Origin of the sequence: Pseudomonas sp. HD6515, from assembly GCF_024971855.1 — a bacterium.
In the GTDB taxonomy this organism is placed as follows: Bacteria; Pseudomonadota; Gammaproteobacteria; order Pseudomonadales; family Pseudomonadaceae; genus Aquipseudomonas; species Aquipseudomonas alloputida.
The window spans coordinates 2,636,755-2,657,278 of sequence record NZ_CP079827.1; the positions used below are offsets into that span (position 1 = coordinate 2,636,755).

General features: G+C 63.7%; 18 protein-coding genes. 10 read left to right on the forward strand and 8 right to left on the reverse strand.

Annotated features, from left to right (window positions below; genetic code table 11):
* Nucleotides 1-344: 344 nt before the first annotated feature.
* The 3 genes from KW568_RS12105 (at nt 345) to KW568_RS12115 (ending at nt 4,703) form a co-directional block, all read left to right on the forward strand.
* Nucleotides 345-1,532, forward strand: coding sequence for a porin (locus KW568_RS12105; RefSeq protein ID WP_003254111.1), 1,188 nt, complete (start codon nt 345-347; stop codon nt 1,530-1,532).
* Nucleotides 1,533-1,672: 140 nt separating this feature from the next.
* On the forward strand, nt 1,673-2,836 hold the full coding sequence (gene nosP / locus KW568_RS12110) for a nitric oxide-sensing protein NosP (RefSeq protein ID WP_003254110.1): 1,164 nt from the start codon (nt 1,673-1,675) through the stop codon (nt 2,834-2,836).
* Nucleotides 2,805-4,703, forward strand: a complete 1,899-nt coding sequence (locus KW568_RS12115; RefSeq protein ID WP_003254109.1) for a NahK/ErcS family hybrid sensor histidine kinase/response regulator — start codon at nt 2,805-2,807, stop codon at nt 4,701-4,703. The genes nosP and KW568_RS12115 overlap by 32 nt, the downstream gene beginning before the upstream one ends.
* A 45-nt stretch (nt 4,704-4,748) precedes the next feature.
* On the opposite strand, the gene KW568_RS12120 is transcribed toward KW568_RS12115, so the two are convergent.
* The 6 genes from KW568_RS12120 to KW568_RS12145 all read right to left on the reverse strand — a co-directional run bounded on the left by KW568_RS12120 (nt 4,749) and on the right by KW568_RS12145 (nt 10,035).
* Nucleotides 4,749-5,414, reverse strand: coding sequence for a response regulator transcription factor (locus tag KW568_RS12120; RefSeq protein WP_003254108.1), 666 nt, complete (start codon nt 5,412-5,414; stop codon nt 4,749-4,751).
* A gap of 54 nt (nt 5,415-5,468) precedes the next feature.
* Nucleotides 5,469-6,029, reverse strand: a complete 561-nt coding sequence (locus tag KW568_RS12125; protein WP_003254107.1) for a PQQ-dependent catabolism-associated CXXCW motif protein — start codon at nt 6,027-6,029, stop codon at nt 5,469-5,471.
* Nucleotides 6,030-6,296: 267 nt separating this feature from the next.
* Complete coding sequence (locus KW568_RS12130) at nt 6,297-7,088, reverse strand: ABC transporter permease (RefSeq protein ID WP_004574210.1); 792 nt, start codon at nt 7,086-7,088, stop codon at nt 6,297-6,299.
* Complete coding sequence (locus KW568_RS12135) at nt 7,085-7,825, reverse strand: ABC transporter ATP-binding protein (RefSeq protein ID WP_003254104.1); 741 nt, start codon at nt 7,823-7,825, stop codon at nt 7,085-7,087. Before KW568_RS12135 ends, KW568_RS12130 begins: the two co-directional genes overlap by 4 nt.
* Entirely contained in the window at nt 7,822-8,811 is a 990-nt protein-coding gene (locus KW568_RS12140; RefSeq protein WP_003254102.1) for a YVTN family beta-propeller repeat protein, read from the reverse strand. Before KW568_RS12140 ends, KW568_RS12135 begins: the two co-directional genes overlap by 4 nt.
* Nucleotides 8,812-8,841: 30 nt before the next feature.
* Nucleotides 8,842-10,035: an ABC transporter substrate-binding protein gene (locus KW568_RS12145; RefSeq protein WP_004574207.1), complete on the reverse strand. Its 1,194-nt coding sequence runs from the start codon at nt 10,033-10,035 to the stop codon at nt 8,842-8,844.
* 150 nt (nt 10,036-10,185) lie between these two features.
* Between KW568_RS12145 and KW568_RS12150 the strand changes: the two genes are divergently transcribed.
* Complete coding sequence (locus KW568_RS12150) at nt 10,186-11,463, forward strand: histidine kinase (RefSeq protein WP_004574205.1); 1,278 nt, start codon at nt 10,186-10,188, stop codon at nt 11,461-11,463.
* A complete protein-coding gene (locus KW568_RS12155) occupies nt 11,460-12,098 on the forward strand; it encodes a response regulator transcription factor (RefSeq protein ID WP_003254098.1) in 639 nt (212 codons plus the stop codon). The genes KW568_RS12150 and KW568_RS12155 overlap by 4 nt, the downstream gene beginning before the upstream one ends.
* A 360-nt stretch (nt 12,099-12,458) precedes the next feature.
* On the opposite strand, the gene KW568_RS12160 is transcribed toward KW568_RS12155, so the two are convergent.
* Together KW568_RS12160 and exaA are read right to left on the reverse strand one after the other, a co-directional pair.
* Nucleotides 12,459-13,118 (reverse strand): pentapeptide repeat-containing protein, encoded by a 660-nt coding sequence (locus tag KW568_RS12160; RefSeq protein WP_003254096.1) that lies wholly within the window; start codon nt 13,116-13,118, stop codon nt 12,459-12,461.
* Nucleotides 13,119-13,184: 66 nt separating this feature from the next.
* Entirely contained in the window at nt 13,185-15,080 is a 1,896-nt protein-coding gene (gene exaA / locus KW568_RS12165; RefSeq protein WP_259538500.1) for a quinoprotein ethanol dehydrogenase, read from the reverse strand.
* Between the two features lie 254 nt (nt 15,081-15,334).
* Here exaA and pedF point away from each other — a divergent pair, with 254 nt between their 5' ends.
* The 5 genes from pedF to pedH all read left to right on the forward strand — a co-directional run bounded on the left by pedF (nt 15,335) and on the right by pedH (nt 20,392).
* Nucleotides 15,335-15,796 carry a cytochrome c-550 PedF gene (pedF, locus tag KW568_RS12170; RefSeq protein ID WP_014860448.1) on the forward strand — a complete coding sequence of 154 codons (462 nt, stop codon included), beginning with the start codon at nt 15,335-15,337 and terminating at the stop codon, nt 15,794-15,796.
* A 5-nt stretch (nt 15,797-15,801) separates the two neighbouring features.
* Nucleotides 15,802-16,677 carry an ABC transporter substrate-binding protein gene (locus tag KW568_RS12175; RefSeq protein WP_003254092.1) on the forward strand — a complete coding sequence of 292 codons (876 nt, stop codon included), beginning with the start codon at nt 15,802-15,804 and terminating at the stop codon, nt 16,675-16,677.
* Between the two features lie 8 nt (nt 16,678-16,685).
* Nucleotides 16,686-17,447, forward strand: a complete 762-nt coding sequence (locus KW568_RS12180) for a quinoprotein dehydrogenase-associated SoxYZ-like carrier (protein WP_004576473.1) — start codon at nt 16,686-16,688, stop codon at nt 17,445-17,447.
* 38 nt (nt 17,448-17,485) lie between these two features.
* Nucleotides 17,486-18,409 carry a quinoprotein relay system zinc metallohydrolase 1 gene (locus KW568_RS12185; RefSeq protein WP_004576474.1) on the forward strand — a complete coding sequence of 308 codons (924 nt, stop codon included), beginning with the start codon at nt 17,486-17,488 and terminating at the stop codon, nt 18,407-18,409.
* 195 nt (nt 18,410-18,604) lie between these two features.
* Nucleotides 18,605-20,392, forward strand: a complete 1,788-nt coding sequence (pedH, locus tag KW568_RS12190; protein WP_004576475.1) for a PQQ-dependent alcohol dehydrogenase PedH — start codon at nt 18,605-18,607, stop codon at nt 20,390-20,392.
* The last annotated feature ends 132 nt before the right edge of the window (nt 20,393-20,524 follow it).

The window sequence follows — 20,524 nt, forward strand, 5'->3', positions numbered from 1 at the left end:
CTCCCACAGGACGCTCGCAACCTTCGGGTCTTGCACGGCATCTGTAGGAGCGGCTTTAGCCGCGAACACCGGCAATGCCGGTGCCATCCCCCGCGCATCTTCAACACAGCCACGCCTGCAATTGACCGTACTAACCCGCTCATGCAGTGGTACTGATACCTACCTGCCACTCATGTCTAAGTCCTAAGTCTCGAACCCAGACCCAAGCAGGTACCGGGACCAAATCACCGGGCCACACCCTCCCGCCCCAAAGCACTCGCCACCCCACGCCAAAGCAGCGTTTCTGGCAATTTGCCCACTTCTGATAATCGCCTCCGACATCCCGTCCCCGTTTGGAGCGCGCCATGCACAACAACAATAAGCACCTGCCGCCTCGTTTTCTCGCAGCCGCCATCGCCAGCTTTTCTGCGCTTGGCCTGAGCAGCGTCGCCGAAGCCGAGATCATGCTGTACGACAAGGACCAGACGACGTTTTCCACCGATGGCTATATCAACGCCTTCTACGTCAACAGCAAGGTCGACCGCGAGGGCGAGCAGTTTGACCGCCGCCAGTCGCGGGTGAAGATGGGCTTCTTGCCCAATTACCTCGGCTTCAACATGGGCAAGCAGGTGGATGACCTGAAGCTCGGCGCGCGTGCCTCGTTCTGGGTAACCATCAACGACAGTGAAACCAACGGCACCGACACCGCCATCGACGTGCGCCAGTTTTACGGCACGGTGGCCAACCCCGAGTGGGGCGAGGTGCTGATCGGCAAGGACTTCGGGCTGTTCGCCCGCTCCAACATCCTGCTCGACGAACTGCTGGCCGGCTATGGCCAGGTCAGCGACACCCTGGGGCTGGTGGACGGCGGCGGGGTGTCGTTCGGCAACATTGGCAGCGGTTACCCATACCCGTTCCCTACCTCACAGATCACCTACCGTACGCCCGTGATGGAGGGCCTGCGGGTGGCGGTGGGCATCATGGACCCGGTGGACACCAACGACAGCAGCCCGACCGGAAAGGCCTACCAGGAAAACCCACGCACCGAGAGCGAGATCACCTACCAGTTCGACCTGGGTGGGGCGCAGATCTACAGCTGGGTCAACGGCAGTTACCAGACCTCGGACAATACTGACTCCACGGTAGAAACGATCACTTCCAAGGGGGTGGGTTACGGGGTGCAGGCAAAGATGGGCGGCTGGTCGCTGACCGGCTCGGGGTTCCAGGCCAAAGGCATCAACCCGTTCTTCACCAACAATGCCGGCGAACCGGTTTTGCGCAATGTCGACAGTGATGGCTACCTGCTGCAGGGCTCGTACAAGTTCGGCAAGAACCGCGTGGCGCTGTCCTATGGCAAGACTAAGGACGATGGCAACGGTGCGGTTGGCAGTGGCGCGGACTACGAGACCCGGGGTGTAGCGCTGTTCCATGACATTAACGACAACCTGAAACTGGTGGCCGAGTACAACCAGTTTTCCATCGACGGGCATGACACCAGTGCGCAGAACGAAGACACCGATACCTTTGCGGTGGGCGCGGTGTTGACCTGGTAAGCGGCCGGGGCCGCAAGGCGGCCCCGAATGACACGGTCTTTTACGCCCATGGAACCGCCCACCCGCTACCCAAGTAGCATTCGTCACCCACCACCACCTCCTTAAACTGATCATTCAGCCACCCCGTGCCGGAGACCACGATGCAGCAGGCTCATAACGACGGTGTGGTCAGTGCCATGTCGCAGGCTACCGACGCACGGCTGGCCGCTCAGGACCTGGCGCGGCAGTTGCTGCACCCGCACCTGGGGTTCGTGCTGTTCTTCTGCTCCGCCGAATACGACTTGCAGGCTTTGGGCGAAGCGTTGGAACAAGACTTTGGCGGCATACGCCTGGTCGGCTGCACCAGCGCCGGTGAAATCACCCCGCTGGGCTACGGCCGCAATTGCGTGACGGCGGTGGGCTTCGATCACCGGCACTTTTCGATCGCCACCGCGTTGATCGATGAGATGGAGCGCTTCAGCCTGATCGACGCGCAGCAGATGGTCGAGCGGCTGGTCGGCACCTGCCGCAGCAATACCCTGGCGCCAATCAAGGGCCACAGCTTTGCACTCACGCTGCTCGATGGCTTGTCCAGCCGCGAGGAGATGGTGCTTGCCGCACTCAGCGCAGCCCTGGGGGATATCCCGCACTTCGGCGGCTCGGCCGGTGACGACAACTACCTGAACCGCACCCATGTGTATTACGGCGGTACATTCCACAACGGTGCAGCCGTGGTGGTGCTGGTCAACACCTGGCTCGACTTCGAAGTGTTCACCACGCATCACATCCTGCCGCGCCAGGAAAAGCTGGTGGTCACCGGTGCCGACAGCGCCCAGCGCCGGGTTTTCGAACTGAATGCCGAGCCGGCGGCCGAGGAATATGCCCGCCACATCGGTGTACCCGTGGCTGCGCTCGATCACCGGGTGTTCGCCGCCCACCCGCTGGCCGTGCGCATTCATGATCAGTACTACGTGCGGGCGATCCAGCAAATGCACCCTGACCTCAGCTTGAGCTTCTACTGCGCGGTGGAGAACGGCATCGTGCTCACGGCCATGACCCCGGGCCCGCTGTTGCCGAACCTGCACCAGCTGTTCGATGGCCTGCACCAGCGTCTCGGACCGTTGTTGCTGACCATCGGTTGTGATTGTTTCCTGCGGCGGCTGGAACTGGAGGCCCACCACGGCCTGGAGCCGGTCGGCGCGTTCCTGCGCGAGCAACGGGTGATCGGCTTCAACACCTACGGAGAACAGTTCAATGGCATGCACATCAACCAGACCTTCACCGGGGTCGCCATTGCCCGCAACCGGCCTCCTGTCGGTCGCTGAACTGCAGGCCGAGCTGACCCGGCTGCAGCACCAGAACCACAAGCTGCAGCGCATCAATGACGCACTGATCGAGCGCATCGAATCGGGCGTGACCCGGGGCAACGACCCATACGCCGCGTTCCAGCATTCAGTGGTGCTGGCCGAGCAGGTGCGCGAACGCACCGATGCGTTGAACCAGGCCATGGCCGAGCTCAAGGCCGTCAACCGCCTGCTCAGCGAGGCCCGGCAGCGGGCTGAGACGGCCCATCAGCACCAGATTCGCCTGATTACCGACAACGTCCCGGCGCTGATCGCCTACCTGAACGCCGATCTGGTCTACGAATTCACCAACAAGGTTTACGAGGAGTGGTATTGCTGGCCGCATGGCGTGATGCTGGGCCAGAGCCTGCGCGAGGCCCACAGCGAGCAGCATTACCAGCGCCTGGAAGGCTACGTGGCGCGGGCGCTGGCGGGGGAGAGCGTAACGTTCGAGTTTGCCGAGACCAATGTCAACGGCCAGGAACGCTACATGCTGCGTTCCTACGTGCCGAACCGCCTGGCCAGTGGCGAAGTGGTGGGTATCTTCGTGCTGATCCGCGACATCACCGAGCGCCGCAACACCGCACAGGCGTTGCACCAGGCGTATCAGCACCTGGAGCAACGGGTGCGCGAGCGCACTGCCGAACTGACCAGCCTCAACGACCAGTTGCTGCGCGAAATCGAAGAGCGCAGCCAGGCCGAGTCGCGTCTGCGCGAGGCCAAGCGCGAGGCCGAGCAGGCCAACCTGTCGAAAACCAAGTTCCTTGCTGCGGTCAGCCATGACCTGCTGCAACCGCTGAACGCGGCGCGGCTGTTCACCAGTGCATTGCTTGAGCGCGACGAGCCGCAAAACGCTGCCCACCTGGTGCGAAATGTCAGCAATTCGCTGGAGGATGTGGAAAACCTGTTGGGTACCCTGGTGGATATTTCCAAGCTCGATGCCGGGGTGATCAAGGCCGATGTCGTCCCGTTTGCCCTCCACGAACTGATGGACAACCTGGCTGCCGAATACGCCCAGGTGGCGCGTAGCGAAGGGTTAGAGCTGCATTTTGTGGGGTGTTCTGCCGTCGTGCGCAGTGACATCCAGCTGCTGGCGCGCATCCTGCGCAACCTGCTCAGCAATGCTATCCGCTACACCCGCAGCGGGCGCGTGGTGCTGGGGTGTCGGCGCCAGCGCGGTGGCGTGCGGATTGAAGTGTGGGACAGCGGCATCGGCATTGCCGAAGAACACCTGGAAGACATGTTCCTGGAGTTCAAACGGGGTGATGTGCAGCGCCCGGACCAGGACCGTGGGCTGGGCCTGGGCCTGGCAATCGTGGAGAAGATCGCCGGCATCCTCGGCCACCGGATCCGCGTGCGGTCATGGCTGGGCAAAGGCTCGGTGTTCGCTGTCGAGGTGCCGCTGAGCGCCACTGCACCCAAGGCCCAGCCGAGCCAGGCGATCTGCGAGCCAATGCTCGAACGCCTGCGCGGGGCGCGGGTGTGGGTGCTGGATAACGATGCGGCGATTTGCGCGGGCATGCGCACCTTGCTGGAAGGTTGGGGCTGCCGGGTGGTCACTGCGCTGTCGGAGGAAGACCTGGCGCGCCAGGTGGACAACTACCACGCCGAGGCCGACCTGCTGATTGCCGACTACCACCTGGACAATGACTGCAATGGTGTCGACGCCGTAGCGCGGATCAATGCCCGCCGCGCCCAGCCGCTACCGGCGCTGATGATCACGGCCAACTACAGCAACGATCTCAAGCAGCAGATCCGCGAGCTGGGTCACACGCTGATGCACAAGCCCGTAAGGCCGATGAAACTCAAGACGGCGATGAGCCATCTGTTGGCCAGTGGCGTGGCATAGCGGTTGGCCGCTTCGCGGGTTTACCCGCGAAGCGGCCGGAACAGGTCAACGGCGCAGATAATCAGCAAAATCGATATCGCCAGCACTGAGGATGGCTTGTACCCGGTTGTGCACATTGAGTTTGCGCAAGATCGCCGAAACGTGGGCCTTGACGGTGGTTTCGGCGATGTCCAGCGTGTAGGCGATCTGCTTGTTCGATTCGCCTTTGGTCATGCGCTCGAGCACCAGCAGTTGCTTGCGGGTCAGGGCCTGGAGCATTTCCGGCGGGAAGCTCGGGGCATCGTTATGGCGCCGGCTGGTACTGCTTTTTTGCGCGCGGATGATGTCTGGCGGCAGGTAGACATTGCCATTGAGGATCTGCTCGATCGCTTCGATCATCTGTGAGCGTGGCGACGACTTGGTGATGAAGCCCACGGCACCGTAGGTAATGGCCTGCAGCACGATCTGCTTTTCCTGCTCGGCCGAAACGATGACCACCGGCGTGGTCGGCGCCTCGTTGCGCAGGGTGATCAGGCCATTAAGGCCGTGCATGCCGGGCATGTTCAGGTCGAGCAGGATCAGGTCGAGGTCGTCATGCGCCTGGGTCAGGGCCAGGGCGCTTTCAAGGTCGGCGGTCTCCATGACCTCGCTGCCCTGGAAACCATCACTGATGACATTGTGGATGGCTTCGCGAAACAGGGGGTGATCGTCGGCAATCAGAATTTTGTACATGGCCTTTTCACCTTGTTTTTATTGGATGGAGCGGGGCACGCATACACAGGCATTTCAGGGGAACGGCACCGGTTGTGCCGGCTGCAATGGCAGGTTGGCTTGCTGCCATGCATCCAGGCCGTCGCGGTACCAATACAGGTTGTTATAGCCCAAGGCTTTCGCGCGTTTTACCGCGTTCCAGCTTAACCAGCAATCGGAGCGGCAGTAAAAGACCAGTGGTTGGTCCGGGTGCCCGGCCGTGGCTTTTTGCAGGTTACGCACGAAGTAGTCCTGCCATGCCGGGCTCAGTTCGCCGTCGCCAGTGTTGGCCAGCCACAGGCTGCCGGGGAGGTTGCTGTGTGGTTCGTCTTCGATGAAACGACCTTGCAGCCATTGGCGGCGATAGACGTCGATCAGCACCGGCCTGGGCGTCTGGCCCAGCAGGCTTTGCAAAGTGGCGGTGTCGACGACCTGGCCGCCTTCGACCTGTTGCGGGGTCGGGCTGCGATAGTGCGTGCTGCGATAGCCGTCGGCGGAGAACAGCGGCGCCGTGTCAGCCTGGGCGATGCCTAGCGTCAGGCTCAGCGAAAGTACCGCCAGCAAAGGGCGTGGCAGCCGGGGCAGGGCACGTGGCATGGAGGTTTTTCCTTTTTGTTATGGACTCATTACATGCCAGTGGCGGTGCTTTGTGAATGCGACGATAGACAGTAAATGCAGTACTAAAGTAGTAGATGGCCGGGCGCCTGAAGGCAGGGAGACGCCCAAGGTGTGGGAGCGGCCTTGTGTCGCGAAAGGGCTGCGCAGCAGCCCCGGCAATGTGTGCGGTGCAGCTGAAATCTAGGGGCCGCTTTGCGGCCCAATCGCGACACAAGGCCGCTCCCACACGCGTTACACGCCAGGTTTTCAGCGCGGCTTGCGCAGCGCTGCATGCTGGGGGTTGAAGGTGAGGATCGCCAGCAGCGTGAACAGCCCGGTCAAGCCCAGGCACACCGCCAGCGCCAGCAGGTTCAGCCGCTCATAAAGTGCAAACCGCACCAGCTCTACGGCATGGGTGAACGGGTTCACAGCACACAGCCAGTACAACCACTGGCTGGCCTCGCGCATTTTCCACAACGGGTACAGCGCCGACGACAGGAAGAACAGCGGGAAGATCACGAAGTTCATCACCCCGGCGAAGTTCTCCAGCTGGCGGATGGCGTTCGACAGCAATAGCCCCAAGGCACTGAGCATGAAGGCCACCAGCAGCAACGCTGGCAGCGCCATCAGCAAGCCCGCTGCCGGTGGTTGTACCCCGTATAACCAGGCGATGGCGAGGAAGGCATAGACTTGCAGCAGGGAAATCAATGAAGTTGCCAGCAGTTTGCTGCCCAGCAGGAACGGGCGTGGCAGCGGGCTGGTCAGCAACACGCGCATGCTGCCCATCTCGCGGTCGTAGACCATCGACAATGAGCCCTGCATGCCGTTGAACAGCAGAATCATGCAGGCCAGGCCGGGGATGATGTACACCTCGTAGGGAATGTAGGTGTCGTAGGGTTCGATGATGGCAATGCCCAGCGCTGCGCGAAAGCCGGCAGCGAATACCAGCAACCACAGCAGCGGGCGCACCAGCGCGCTGAGCAGGCGTGTACGCTGCAGCACGAAGCGCAGCCATTCGCGCAGCATGATGCCGTTGAAACATTGCCAGTAAGCGTTCATCGGGCGTTGGCTCCTGAGGGGGCGTTGGTCAAGCGGGCAAAGGCGTGATCGAGGTCACCGCCGTGCTCAAGGCTCAGCGCATCGGCGGTGCCACTGGCCACCAGGCGCCCCTGATGCAGAATCAACAGGTCATCGCTGGGCTGCACTTCGTCCAGCAGGTGAGTGGCCCACAGCACACTGAGCTGCTGCTCGCGGCACAACCGGCGCAGGTGCTGGTTAAGCGCCAGGCGGCTGGCCGGATCAAGGCCGACGCTGGCTTCGTCCAGCAGCAGCAGGCGCGGTTCATGCAGCAGCGCGCGGGCAATTTCCACCCGTCGCCGATGGCCGATGTTCAGTTCACGCACACGATCGCGCCGGCGTTCGCCAAGGCCTTGGCGGGCCAGTTCGGCTTCGACCCGCAGGTGGCTCTGACGCCGCGACAGGCCATGCAAGGCGGCGTGGTAGCGCAGGTTCTGCTCAACGCTCAGGTCCAGGTCCAGGGTGCTTTGCTGAAATACCACGCCCAGCTGGCGCAAGGCCGGGCGTGCAGCGTTGCGTAGCGAGCAGCCGCACACGCGGATGTCGCCATGCTGCAGGTCGTACAGGCGCGTGAGCAGGGCGATCAAGGTCGACTTACCGGCACCATTGGGGCCCAGCAATGCGGCGAAGCGCCCAGGTGCCAGGCTGAAACCGACTTGCCTGAGTGCCTCGCGCTGGCCATAGGCGAAGCTCACGTCACTGACGTCGAGGGCATTCATGGTGTCACCACCACGCCCCAGGGGTAGCGCCCGACCTTCACCGACTTGAGCACTTTGAGCTGCTTCACATCAATGACCGAAACGTCACCGCTGACACCGTTGGTGGCCAGCAACTGGCGCTGATCCGGGGTGAATGCCAGCTGCCAGACCCGCCGCCCGACCAGCAGGTAGTCGAGCACATCAAAGGTCTTGGCATCGATCACCGCCACGTGGTTGGCCGGGCCCAAGGCGACGAAGGCGTACTTGCCATCGGCGCTGAGCTTGATGCCCACTGGCTGGACTTTGTCCGGGTGCACGCCCTTGATCTGGAAGTTGAGGGTTTTCAGCACCTGGCGCGTGGCCACGTCGAGTATGGTCACCGTGCCGCCGATTTCTGCCGAGGCCCACAGGCGCGAACCGTCTTTGCTGAACTCGACGAAGCGCGGGCGCTGGTCGACCAGCGTGCTGTCGGCCAGGGTCTGGGTGCTGGTGTCGATCCAGTGCAGCATGTTGGTGGTTTCACTGGTGTTGACCGCCCACTTGCCGTCAGGGCTGACCGCCATGCCTTCGGGTTCGATGCCGACTTCGATCTGCCCGAGCACCTTGTCGGTGACGGTGTCGATCACCGTCACCAGCGCATCGTCCTCGTTGGACACATACAGCCAGCGGTCGTTGGGGTGCAGGGCGAACTGCTCGGGGTCCTTGCCGGAAGGCAACTCCTTGATGATCTTGCGTGTGGCCACGTCCATCACCTGCACCCGGTCCGAATCGCTGGCGCAGATGTACAGCAGCTTGCTGTCGTGTGACAGCAGCAAGCCACGCGGACGCTGGCCCACCGGCAGGGTTTCGGTGACTTCCAGCGTTTGCAGGTCGATCAGGCTGAGGCTGTTGTCCTTCTCGTTGGAGACCCAGGCGGTGGCAGCCATGGCGTGACTGCTGGCCAGCGCCAGGGCGCCCGACAGCAGGCTGGGGTAAAGCAGGGCCCGGTGGAAGAGGGGGCGGCGCATGGCGGATTCCTTATTGTTGTGGTTGTCGGGTCAGGGGTAGCTACACGTCACTTCGGGCTTGTCATAGCCCAGGCTGTCCATTTCGTTGAAGGGATGCAGGAAGCCCTCCTGCGGCGAGGTGCTGACCAGGGCGCGGGGCTGAACCAACGGGATCGGCTGGCGCAGTTCGCCGTTCCACGGGCGGTAACTGAGCTTGCGCCCCTTGAAACCGTCCAGCGGCAACTGCTCGCTGAGCAGCAGTTGCTGCAGCGCGCGAGGTTCGGCCAGGCGCAGCTTGCTGGCCGCACTGGCGACACTGCGCACAGCCATCCAGGCGGCGAAGTCACGGTCATTCATCCAGCGCCCGGCCTGGGCCTCGAAGCGTTTTTGCAACTGCGCCGCCCCGAAGGTTTCCACCGTCTTGTGCCAGCCCGTGGGGGTCAGGCCCTGGGTACCGGCCACCGGGCGTGGATACCACGTCTGGTAGGGCAGGTACTCGCCGAAGTCACCGCGTTCGTCGGCCACCAGTACCACGTCGTACTCGGCAGTCTGGGTGAACAGCGGCATGTCGGCCTGGGCGCTGCGGCGCTGGTCGTTATCGAAGGTCCAGGTTTTTTCCGCGACCAGTTGCACGCCAAAGCGCTTCACCGACCGCCGCAGGGCAGCGGCGTAAGCCTGGTCGTCCGGGGTCTGGCCGACCACCAGCAATGCCCGTTGCCATTTGCGCAGTACCAGGAACTGCGCCAAGGCATCGGCCAGCATGGCCCGGCTCGGCAGGCTGTGCAGGACATTGCCCAGGCACTGGCTGCTGCGCAGGCTGTCGTCGGGGCTGCCGGCGTTGAACAGCAGGCTGTCGGGCAGGGCGGTAGACAGCGCGCGCAGGCTGGCGGCCGGGGCATTCACCACGAACAGGCGCAGGCCTTGTTCATGCTGGGCCCTGGCGGCTTGCAGCAGGGCCTCGGGGCTGTCGACATTGGCGCTGGTCAGCTGAAATTGCTGCTTCAGGAAGCGCCCGGTGCTGTTGCTGTCGACAATGGCCAGTTCGGCACCTTGGAGCCCGGCATCGCCGGGTTCGGGGATGACATTGGACAGCAGCGGGCCAGCGGCGGGGCGATAGCCCAGGTAGCCGATGCGTATGTGCAGCGGGGCTGCGGCCTGGCCCTGAGCAGCGGGCGCCAGGGGCGTAGCCAGCGTTGCGGCCAAGGCCAGCAGGCAGGTCAAGGCAAGGTGGGCAGGCTGGCGCATAACACACTCCACGGCAGATGGCGCCAGCATAGGAAGCCCGCCGGGAGGGGGGAATATGCAGAAAGTAGCGCTCGGCCGGTACCAAGGTAGTAATTCAGTGCGGGGGCCGCAGTTTTACGATGGTCCACAACGGCCTGAGGAGAACCGCTTGTGCGCCTTGTCAACTTGTCGGCCCTGTGGCGAGTCAACCTCTGGGTCACGTTATGCTTTGCCTTGGTGACGCTGGCTTGTGCCGGGGTGCTGTTGCACCAGGCGGTGGCCGACGTCGAGCGTGAGTTGCAGTCAGCCGAAGCCGTGGTGGCGTACCTGGGCGACACCGCCGAACGCGACCCGGCAAACCTGCAGCCCGGCTTGACCAAGAACCTGCGCCATGTGCGGGTGCATTGGCTGGCAGCGGGTGAGGTGCCAAGGCTGCCGCAAGAGGCCGGTATCGATGCCTGGCTCGGCCGCCAGTTGTTCGGCGAGCGCTACCACAGCAGCCGGCTGCTGGACTTGAGTGATGGCCGCCGCGTGTTGATTGCCGTGGATGCGCGGGATGAAATCGATGAAGTCTGGGACTCCCTGCAACAACTGCTTGTCGTTTGTGGCCTGGCGTTGTTGCTGAGCTTGTTGACCATCCGCTGGGCGGTACGGCGGGCCATGGGCCTGCTGGATGAGCTGCTGGGCGCCTTGCATCAGGTCTCAGGCGGGCAATTGACGGCACGCCTGCGCGAAGCCGGCCTGCCGGAAGCGCGCCAGCTGGCCAAACACTTCAACCGCATGGCCGCAACCCTGGAGCAGGCTCAGGCCGACAATGCCCACCTGACCCAGGCCCTGCTGGCGGTGCAGGAGCAGGAACGTACCCAGCTGGCGCAGACCCTGCACGATGATCTGGGGCAGTACCTGGCAGGCATGCGTGCCCAGCTATGCCTGCTGCGTATGGTGGCCGAACAGCCTGAAGTGGTGACGCAGACGGCGCAGGCCCTTGAATTCAATTGCGAGCGCCTGCAGCAGGGTTTTCGCGCGCTGGTGCACAACTTGTATCCGGTGGCGCTGCACTACATGCCGTTGGCCGAGGCCTTCGGGCTGTTGGTGAGCCAGTGGCAGGCCAGCCAGGGCATCGAATGCCGGCTGCGGGTTGGCGAGCACTTGCCGGCGCTGCCTGGGGCGAGCAGAACGCATTTGTACCGCTTGCTGCAGGAGGCGTTGACCAACGTTGCCCGGCATGCCGGTGCCAGCCAGGTGCGGGTGCGCCTGCAGCGCAGTACCAAGGGCTTGCGCCTGTTCATTCGCGACAACGGCTGCGGCGGGTGCCAGCCCCAGCGCCCAGGGGTAGGCCTGCACTCGATGGCCGAGCGCGCCCGCAGCCTTGGGGGGGAGTTACGCATTTTCAGCCGCCCGGGCGGTGGCTGGGCGCTGGCCCTTAACATTCCCGAGGAGGTGCGATGAATATCGTGTTGGTCGATGACCACGCCGTGGTCCGCCAAGGCTACGCCAGCTTGCTGCGGGCGGTGCTGCCATTGGTGCAGGTGCGTGAGGCCGCCAGTGGTGAAGAGGCGCTGGCCAGGGTACAGGAGCAGGTGCCCAACCTGGTGATCATGGACTTTGGCCTGCCCGGTATCAGTGGCCTGGAAACCACCCGCCGCCTGCGCCAGCGCCTGCCGCAATTGCGGGTGCTGTTTTTCAGCATGCACGATGAGCTGCCGCTGGTGCGCCAGGCGCTGGATGCGGGTGCCTCGGGCTACCTGACCAAGAACTCGGCGCCTGAGGTGCTGATCGAGGCGGTGCAGCGGGTGTTGGCCGGGCATGCCTACATCGAGCAGCCCCTGGCCACCCAGCTGGCTTGCCTGTCACAGCAAAGCACCAGTGACCCCCGGTTGCAGCGCATGACCCAGCGCGAACTGGAGATATTCACGATGCTGGCCAAGGGCACCCCGGCGCGGGTGATTGCCGAGCAGTTGTGTATCAGTGCCAAGACCGTGTCCAACCACCTGACCTTGCTCAAGAGCAAGTTGCAGGTGAGCTCGCATGCCGAACTGGTGCATCTGGGGATTGACCTGGGGGTGGTGCGGGTGGCGGGGTGAGGTATTTCATTGCACCTGTTGGGGCTGCGTCGCAGCCCACCGCGCACAACGGAATGTGTCCACCCCCCGACATGTGTCCACCCCCGATCTGTGTGTGTAGGAGCGGGTTTACCCGCGAATACGGTGGCGGCGGCAACAGTGAACGGCGGGTGGAAATTGGCCAGCAGGCCCGGCCCTTTCACGGGTGAACCCGCGCCTACGACGGAATGTGTTCAACCCCCGATGCGTGTCCACCCCCGATCTGTGTGTGTAGGAGCGGGTTTACCCGCGAATACGGTGGCGGCAGCAACAGTGAACGGCGGGTGGAAATTGGCTAGCAGGCCCGGCCCTTTCGCGGGTGAACCCGCGCCTACAGGCCGCTCATTTGTCCCAGGTTTCAGGGCACCCCTTGCACCCCTCCATGTTGGCCTCCTGAAAATTCCCGTAATGCTGCCGCGCCCCGCGCAAATCGGCGTGTGCCAGGTTGCTCTGGCCAAACTTGGCCTCCTGCAGGTTGGCATCGCCCAGGTTGGCCGCTTGCAGGTCGGCCTTGCTCAACCAGGCCATCTCCAGGTCCGCCGCCTGCAAGTTGGCCTGCTGCAGCTTTGCCCCGGACAGCCTGGCGAACTGCAGGTAGGCTGCGCGCAGGTCCGCCTTTTCAAACTGTGCACCCTGGGCGAACAAGCCCCAGCCTTGAATGGCCACCAGCCTGCTGTTGCTCAGGTCAGCCAGGCGCAGATTGCTCTGTTGCAGGCTGGCGCGGGTCAGGTTGGCACCTTGCAGGCGGGCTTTTTCCAGATTTGCCAGGTCCAGTTGGGCATGACGCAGGTCGGCATCGCGCAGGTCGGCACCGGCCAGGTTCATCTTGCGCAGGTCCTGGTTGGCCAGGTTGGCGCCGCGCAGGTTGGCCCCCGGGCACTGGCTGGCTTCGGCAATCACACAGCCGTTGATGGTCAAGGGGGTATCGTTGCCGGCGTCGTCGGCGCTCACTGCCAAGGCAGGGGATAGCGCCAGCAGCAAGGTAAAGGGCAGGTAATTCATGGCAAAAGCCTCTGGGCAGGAGAAGGGCAGAAACGGGGAGGGGCGCAGGCCGCTCCCCGCTGCAGGTCAACGCTGTGCAGTCTTGTTGTCCCAGCTCGGGATCTTGAACACCCAGAATGAACCATCCTGAGCCACCGGTTTGGTCAGCTCGGCCATGTCGCCGCCCCACAGCGGTACTGCACCGCCGTAGCCCACGGTCACGCCGATGTACTGCTCGCCGTCCTGTTCCCAGGTGATGGGCGGCGAGACGATGCCGCTGCCGGTCTGGAACTTCCACAGCTCTTTGCCCGTTTTGGCGTCGAAGGCCTTGAAGAAGCCGTCGCCGGTACCGGTGAACACCAGGTTGCCCTTGGTTGCCAGCACCCCGGCCCACAGCGGCAGGTGCTCCTTGTGTTCCCACACCAGTTTGCCGGTGGACGGGTCCATGGCGCGCAACGTGCCGACGTGGTCGTCGTACATGCGCTTGATACGGAAGCCCATGCCCAGATAAGCCGAGCCCTTCTTGTAGTTCACTTCCTCGGTCCAGTATTCCTCTTTCCACTGGTTGCCGGGGATGTAGAACAGCCCGGTGTCCTGGCTGTAGGCCATGGGGTTCCAGTTCTTGCCGCCCAGGAACGGTGGCGAGACTTCCACCGGCTTGCCCTTGGTTTCACCCGGCAGCGGCTTGGCCGGGCGTTGGCCGGGGTTTTCCACCGGGCGGCCGGTCTTCAGGTCGATATGGCTGGCCCAGGTGATGTTGTCGACGAAGGGGAAGGCGTTCTGCAGCTTGCCGTTGTTGCGGTCGACCACATAGAAGAAGCCGTTGCGGTCGGCGTGGGCGGTGGCCTTGACCACGTTGCCGTTCTTGTCCTTGTAGTCGAACAGCACCAGCTCGTTGTTGCCGGAGAAGTCCCAGGCATCGTTGGGGGTGTGCTGGTAGAACCACTTGACCTCGCCGGTACTCGGGTCGACGCCGACCTGGCCGGAGGTGTACAGGCTGTCGAAGTCATGCGGGTTGCCGTCTTTCGACGTGCGCGCCCAGGTATTCCAAGGGCCGGGGTTGCCAGCGCCGACAATGATGGTGTTGGTTTCGGGGTCGAAGCTCGCGCTTTGCCAAGGGGCACCGCCGCCGTGGCTCCAGGCTTCGACCTTGCCGGTTTCGGTGGTAGGGTCGTCCGGCCAGGACGGCGCCTTGACGTCACCGGTCGGGGTGCTGTCCTTGCCGTTCAGGCGGCCCATGTGGCCCTCGACGAAGGGCCGCATCCACACTTCTTCACCGGTGTCCGGGTCGCGCGCGAACAGCTGGCCGACCACGCCGAATTCATCGCCGGAGCTGCCGTGGATCAGCAGCACCTTGCCGCTGGTCTTGTCCTTGATCAGCACTGGCGCACCGGTCATGGTGTAGCCGGCGCTGTGGTCGCCGAACTTCTTGTTCCACACCACTTTGCCGGTGCGCTTGTCGAGGGCGATGACACGCGCATCGAGGGTGCCAAAGTAGATCTTGTCGCCGTAGATCGCCGCCCCGCGGTTGACCACGTCGCAGCAGGGACGAATGTTGTCGGGCAGGCGGTGGTTGTAGGTCCACAGGCGTTTGCCGGTCTTGGCATCGAGGGCGAATACCCGCGAGTACGAGCCGGTGACGTAGACCACGCCATCGCTGACGATGGCCTGGGATTCCTGGCCGCGCTGCTTCTCGTCGCCGAAGGAGTAGGACCAGGCCGGGGTCAGCTTGAACACGTTCTTGTCATTGACCTGGGCCAGCGGGCTCCAGCGCTGGGCATTGGTGCCCATGCCGTACTGCAGCACGTCCTGGGTGGTCAGGTGGTCATTGGCGATGTCTTCCCAGGTGACGTTCTTGCCGGCAGGTGCAGCGGGTGTGCTGGCCGCTGTTGCCACATTGCCCAGGGCCAGGCTACCGGCTATCAGCAGGACGCGCACGCTCAGGGCCAGCGGGGAAAGGGCGGGTAGCGATCTTATTGTCATGGTTGCAGTTCCCAGTGGAGGTTTTGGCCTGCACAGGGTGGGGCGCAGCGGCCATCGCGGGATACGGAAAAAGTCCCGCCCTTGCCGGGAATAGTTCCCGCACGGCACCTCAATTGGCCCTTCGCCACAAGCCCTACTACCAAGGGATTAAGGCCCGGCCACCAAAGCAGCATTCGGCCGCCCGCGGGCTGTTTCTAAGATGGCGGCACGGCCTCTGTGGTTGAGGCTTTGTGTGCAATGGTGAGGGCATAACAATGACAACAAAATGCAATGTGTTGCTGGCTGCTGGGTTGCTGGCCGCAGCCGTGCTGACCGGTACAGCCTGGGCCCATGGCAACGTGGTGCCCCAGGCAGTGGAGACCAAGGGCCTGACCCCGATCAAGGACACTGGCGTGAGCCTGGACGGCGACGGCTGGGCCGCGGTCAATCCGTACCGCAGCTCGCCCGAGCACGAAAAGGCCGTGGAAATCGGCGCCTCGGCCTACAACCAGAACTGCGCTGCCTGTCATGGCCTGGAGGCCAAGTCGGGTGGTATCGCCCCTGACTTGCGCATGCTCGATGCGGGTGATGCCGGCGATGAATGGTTCGTCGAGCGGGTACGCCACGGCGCGGTTCGCGACGGCCGCGTGTACATGCCGAAGATGGCCGACTACCTCAGCCAGGAAGCCCTGTGGGCGGTGCGCACCTACCTCGACAGCGTGCACGTCGAGGAGTGACGGCCATGCGTCTGTGGGCGGTGCTGTTGAGTGGCCTGCTGCTGTGTTGCGCGGCGGCCCAGGCGCAGGTGCGCAACTATGACGCGATCATCGCCGCCGGCGAGCTCAAGGTGGCAGTGTACAAGGATTTCGCCCCCTACAGTTTCCAGGACCACGGCCAGCCGCGTGGTGTCGATGTGGAGCTGGCGCAGGCCCTGGCCACGGCCTTGGGGGTACGCCTGCAACTGATCTGGGCGCCACCCGGAGAAAAGCTCGACGATGACCTGCGCGACTACATCTGGCGTGGCAGCCCGCTGCGTCATCAGCAATTGGCCGACCTGATGATGCGGGTGCCTTACGATCGCGCCTACGCGCAGCGGCGCAACGAGCTGGGGGAGCTGGAAAACGCCCAGGTGGTGATGTTCGGCCCCTATCAGCAGGAGCGTTGGCAGGTGGCCTACGATCGCCGTCGCCTGGCCTCGGTGGCCAGTGTCGCGGTATTCCAGCAGCATCCTATCGGGGTCGAGGTGGACAGCGTGCCGTCGTTCTACCTGACATCGGTGTTCAACGGCATGCTCAGCGCCAGGACCCACCATTACCCCAGCGTGCAGCAAGCTTTCGCTGCCATGCAGGCCGGCCAGGTGGACGCAGTGATGGCGATGCGCGGCGAGATTGACTGGCAGCTGCACCAGGCCGCCGACCCGCAACTGGCCTTGGCAGAAAACGCCTACCCGAACCTTGGCAAACAGGCCTGGGAAATCGGCATGGCCGTACATGAAAGCAACCGGCAGCTGGCCTATGCCGTGGAGGAGGCCATGGAAGCGATGATTCGCGATGGCCGGCTCAAGGCGATGTATGCCGCATACGGCCTGCGTTACGAGGTCCCGGAGATGTATCAATAGGAGTGGCCATGAACTGGCGAGCAACTTTCCTGCTGGCCTGCTGGATGCCCTGGGCCGCCCAGGCTGCGACACAAGGCACCCACGCAGACCCGGTGCCTTCTGTGATGTGGGATTTCTACCACAAGCAGTTGCTGGGGCAGGCGGCGTTCGTGTTCGATGACCGGGTCAAGCTTCTGGCGCCGCCCTTTGCCGAGGATGCACGGCAGGTACCGCTGGAGATCGACGCCCGGGCGTTCACGGGCGATGTGGTGCGGATTATCGCCTGGGCAGAACTGAACCCTCTGCCGCGCATCGTCGACTTTCAGCCCGGCGAGCGCGTCTTGCCCTGGTTGTCGATCCGCATCCGCATCGAACAGGCCACACCGTTGCGCGCCGCCGTACTGACACGCGATGGCCTGTGGCACGTTGGTTCGACCCTGATCGATGCTGCCGGCGGCGGTTGTACCGCACCCAGCGTGGTGCGCACCCAGCCCGGCTGGGAGGAGCACCTCGGGGAGGTGCTGGGCGGGCGCTACCCGCGTGGCGACAGCAGCCGCCTGCGACTGCAGGTGGCCCACCCGATGGATAACGGCCTGGTCAGCGGCATTCCTGAATTCTTTCTCAACCATGCCGAGTTGCAAGGTGCAGATGGCCAGCGCCTGGCCAGCCTGGAGCTGTACCCGGCGGTCAGCGAAAACCCCAACCTGGGCTTTGACATTCAGGGCCCTGGGCCAACACGGCTGCTGTTGCAGGACAACAGCGGCAACCAGTTCGAGGCGGCGCTGCCCTGAGCGCGTTGTCTGATTTCACCCTGACCCGAGGCACCGTCATGCGTTGGATCCTGCTGTTGCTGCTGTGCCTGGGGCTGCCGGCCCAGGCTGATCTGGCGTACCGGCTTACCCCCCGGCAGATCGCCGAGGGCACCTGGTTACTGGAAGGCAGCACCGACAACTTCGCCAAGGCCAATGGCGGCAATGTGGTCAACACCGCGTTCATCGTCACCGACAGCGGTGTGGTGGTGATCGACAGCGGGCCGTCGAAGGGCTATGGCGAGGCATTGCGCAAGGCAATTGCCACCCTCACCGACAAGCCGGTAGTGGAGGTGCTGCTGACCCATCATCATCCTGACCATGTGCTGGGCAACCAAGCCTTTGCCGATGTGCCGATCGGTGCCCTGGCCGGCACCCGCGACCTGCTGCGCCAGCAAGGCGATGCCATGGCCGAGAACATGTATCGCCTGGTCGGCGACTGGATGCGCGGTACCGAGGTGGTGCTGCCGACCCGGGTGCTGCAGCCGGGGGTGCATGAGGTGGGCGGGCACCGCCTGAGGTTGCTGGGGCTGGGCGGGCATACGGGGGCCGACCTGGCGATTTTCGATGAAAAGACCGGCGTGCTGTTTGCCGGCGATCTGGTGTTCTACGAACGCGCCCTGACCACGCCCAACAGCCCGGGGCTGGACGTGTGGCTCAAGGACCTGGATACCCTGCAGGCACTGCCCTGGAAACAGCTTGTACCCGGGCATGGCCCGTTGGCCGGTGATGCGCAGCCGTTCGTGCAGATGCGTGACTACCTGGGCTGGCTCGATGGCCTGATGCGTGATGGCGCGGCGCGCGGTGACGACATGGCCGAGATGATCCGCAGCCCCATTCCCGAACGGTTTGCCGGGATCAGCCTGACGCGTTATGAGCTGATCCGCAGTGTCAGCCACCTGTACCCGCGTTACGAGCGCCAGCAGTTGCAGCGCTTGCCATGACATTTACGGTGCCTGTGAGCCCCCGCGCCGTCCGTGCCGCGCTCTATGGCTGCCCCCGTCCATCACTCAGGCCCCTACCAAGGAACTAGAAAACTCCGCACTGCGGGCAATTGTTGGCAATCGGGTCGGGACCAAGAATTCCCAGCACACCGGGAAATTTTCCCGGGCACAACAAAAAAACCAAAGGTAGCCGTCATGACCCGATCCCCACGTCGCCCCTTGTTCGCCGTGAGCCTGGTGCTCAGCGCCATGCTGCTTGCCGGCGCGGCGCACGCCGCTGTCAGCAATGAAGAAATCCTCCAGGACCCGAAGAACCCGCAGCAGATCGTGACCAATGGCCTGGGCGTCCAGGGCCAGCGCTACAGCCCGCTGGATCTGCTCAACGTCAATAACGTCAAGGAGCTGCGCCCGGTCTGGGCGTTTTCCTTCGGCGGGGAGAAGCAGCGCGGCCAGCAGGCCCAGCCGCTGATCAAGGACGGGGTGATGTACCTGACCGGCTCCTACTCGCGGGTGTTCGCCGTGGATGCCCGCACCGGCAAGAAACTGTGGCAATACGATGCACGTCTGCCGGATGACATCCGCCCTTGCTGCGACGTGATCAACCGCGGCGTCGCACTGTACGGCAACCTGGTGTTCTTCGGCACGCTGGACGCCAAGCTGGTGGCCCTGAACAAGGACACCGGCAAGGTGGTCTGGAGCAAGAAGGTCGCCGACCACAAAGAAGGCTACTCTATCAGTGCCGCGCCGATGATCGTCAATGGCAAGCTGATTACCGGCGTTGCCGGCGGCGAGTTCGGCGTGGTGGGCAAGATCCAGGCGTACAACCCGGAGAACGGCGAGCTGCTGTGGATGCGCCCCACCGTGGAAGGGCACATGGGCTATGTGTACAAGGACGGCAAGGCGATCGAGAACGGTATTTCCGGCGGTGAGGCGGGCAAGACCTGGCCTGGCGACCTGTGGAAGACCGGCGGCGCTGCGCCTTGGTTGGGCGGTTACTACGACCCGGAAACCAACCTGATCCTGTTTGGTACCGGTAACCCGGCCCCGTGGAACTCGCACCTGCGCCCCGGTGACAACCTGTACTCCTCCTCACGGCTGGCGCTGAACCCTGACGACGGCACCATCAAGTGGCACTTCCAGAGCACGCCGCATGACGGCTGGGACTTCGACGGCGTGAACGAGCTGATCTCGTTCAACTACAAGGACGGCGGCAAGGAGATCAAGGCTGCCGCCACGGCCGACCGCAACGGTTTCTTCTACGTGCTCGATCGCACCAACGGCAAGTTCATCCGCGGCTTCCCCTTCGTTGACAAGATCACCTGGGCCACGGGCCTGGACAAGGACGGCCGGCCGATCTACAACGACGCCAGCCGCCCGGGTGCCCCCGGCAGCGAGGCCAAGGGCAGCTCGGTGTTCGTCGCGCCGGCCTTCCTCGGCGCCAAGAACTGGATGCCGATGGCCTACAACAAGGACACAGGGCTGTTCTACGTGCCGTCCAACGAGTGGGGCATGGACATCTGGAACGAAGGCATCGCCTACAAGAAAGGTGCGGCGTTCCTCGGCGCCGGTTTCACCATCAAGCCGCTCAATGAAGACTACATCGGCGTGCTGCGCGCCATCGACCCGATCAGCGGCAAGGAAGTGTGGCGCCACAAGAACTACGCGCCGCTGTGGGGCGGTGTGCTGACCACCAAGGGCAACCTGGTGTTCACGGGCACGCCAGAGGGCTTCCTGCAGGCATTCAACGCCAAGACCGGCGACAAGGTCTGGGAATTCCAGACCGGCTCAGGCGTGCTTGGCTCGCCCGTCACCTGGGAAATGGACGGCGAGCAATACGTTTCGGTGGTCTCCGGCTGGGGCGGCGCGGTGCCGCTGTGGGGCGGCGAAGTGGCCAAACGGGTCAAGGACTTCAACCAGGGCGGCATGCTCTGGACCTTCAAGTTGCCCAAGCAGTTGCAGCAAACGGCAAGCGCCAAGCCATAACGCCTGCCTACTCCCGCTTGTTGCCGCTGATCGGTGGCAAGCGGCCCTACTACCAAATGACGAGAGCCCCGCTGCCAACGATGCATTCGCCCGGCACGCGGGGCTTCTTACCATCGGTGCATCGCCTGTCGT

Bases quoted from the DNA above. Each gene is read 5' to 3' on its own strand.
- KW568_RS12140 (WP_003254102.1), bottom strand. From the start codon at position 8,811: ATGCGCCGCCCCCTCTTCCACCGGGCCCTGCTTTACCCCAGCCTGCTG.
- KW568_RS12185 (WP_004576474.1), top strand. From the start codon at position 17,486: ATGCGTTGGATCCTGCTGTTGCTGCTGTGCCTGGGGCTGCCGGCCCAG.
- KW568_RS12105 (WP_003254111.1), top strand. From the start codon at position 345: ATGCACAACAACAATAAGCACCTGCCGCCTCGTTTTCTCGCAGCCGCC.
- KW568_RS12125 (WP_003254107.1), bottom strand. From the start codon at position 6,029: ATGCCACGTGCCCTGCCCCGGCTGCCACGCCCTTTGCTGGCGGTACTT.
- KW568_RS12130 (WP_004574210.1), bottom strand. From the start codon at position 7,088: ATGAACGCTTACTGGCAATGTTTCAACGGCATCATGCTGCGCGAATGG.
- nosP (WP_003254110.1), top strand. From the start codon at position 1,673: ATGCAGCAGGCTCATAACGACGGTGTGGTCAGTGCCATGTCGCAGGCT.
- KW568_RS12135 (WP_003254104.1), bottom strand. From the start codon at position 7,825: ATGAATGCCCTCGACGTCAGTGACGTGAGCTTCGCCTATGGCCAGCGC.
- KW568_RS12120 (WP_003254108.1), bottom strand. From the start codon at position 5,414: ATGTACAAAATTCTGATTGCCGACGATCACCCCCTGTTTCGCGAAGCC.
- pedH (WP_004576475.1), top strand. From the start codon at position 18,605: ATGACCCGATCCCCACGTCGCCCCTTGTTCGCCGTGAGCCTGGTGCTC.
- pedF (WP_014860448.1), top strand. From the start codon at position 15,335: ATGACAACAAAATGCAATGTGTTGCTGGCTGCTGGGTTGCTGGCCGCA.
- KW568_RS12180 (WP_004576473.1), top strand. From the start codon at position 16,686: ATGAACTGGCGAGCAACTTTCCTGCTGGCCTGCTGGATGCCCTGGGCC.
- KW568_RS12155 (WP_003254098.1), top strand. From the start codon at position 11,460: ATGAATATCGTGTTGGTCGATGACCACGCCGTGGTCCGCCAAGGCTAC.
- exaA (WP_259538500.1), bottom strand. From the start codon at position 15,080: ATGACAATAAGATCGCTACCCGCCCTTTCCCCGCTGGCCCTGAGCGTG.
- KW568_RS12175 (WP_003254092.1), top strand. From the start codon at position 15,802: ATGCGTCTGTGGGCGGTGCTGTTGAGTGGCCTGCTGCTGTGTTGCGCG.
- KW568_RS12160 (WP_003254096.1), bottom strand. From the start codon at position 13,118: ATGAATTACCTGCCCTTTACCTTGCTGCTGGCGCTATCCCCTGCCTTG.
- KW568_RS12145 (WP_004574207.1), bottom strand. From the start codon at position 10,035: ATGCGCCAGCCTGCCCACCTTGCCTTGACCTGCCTGCTGGCCTTGGCC.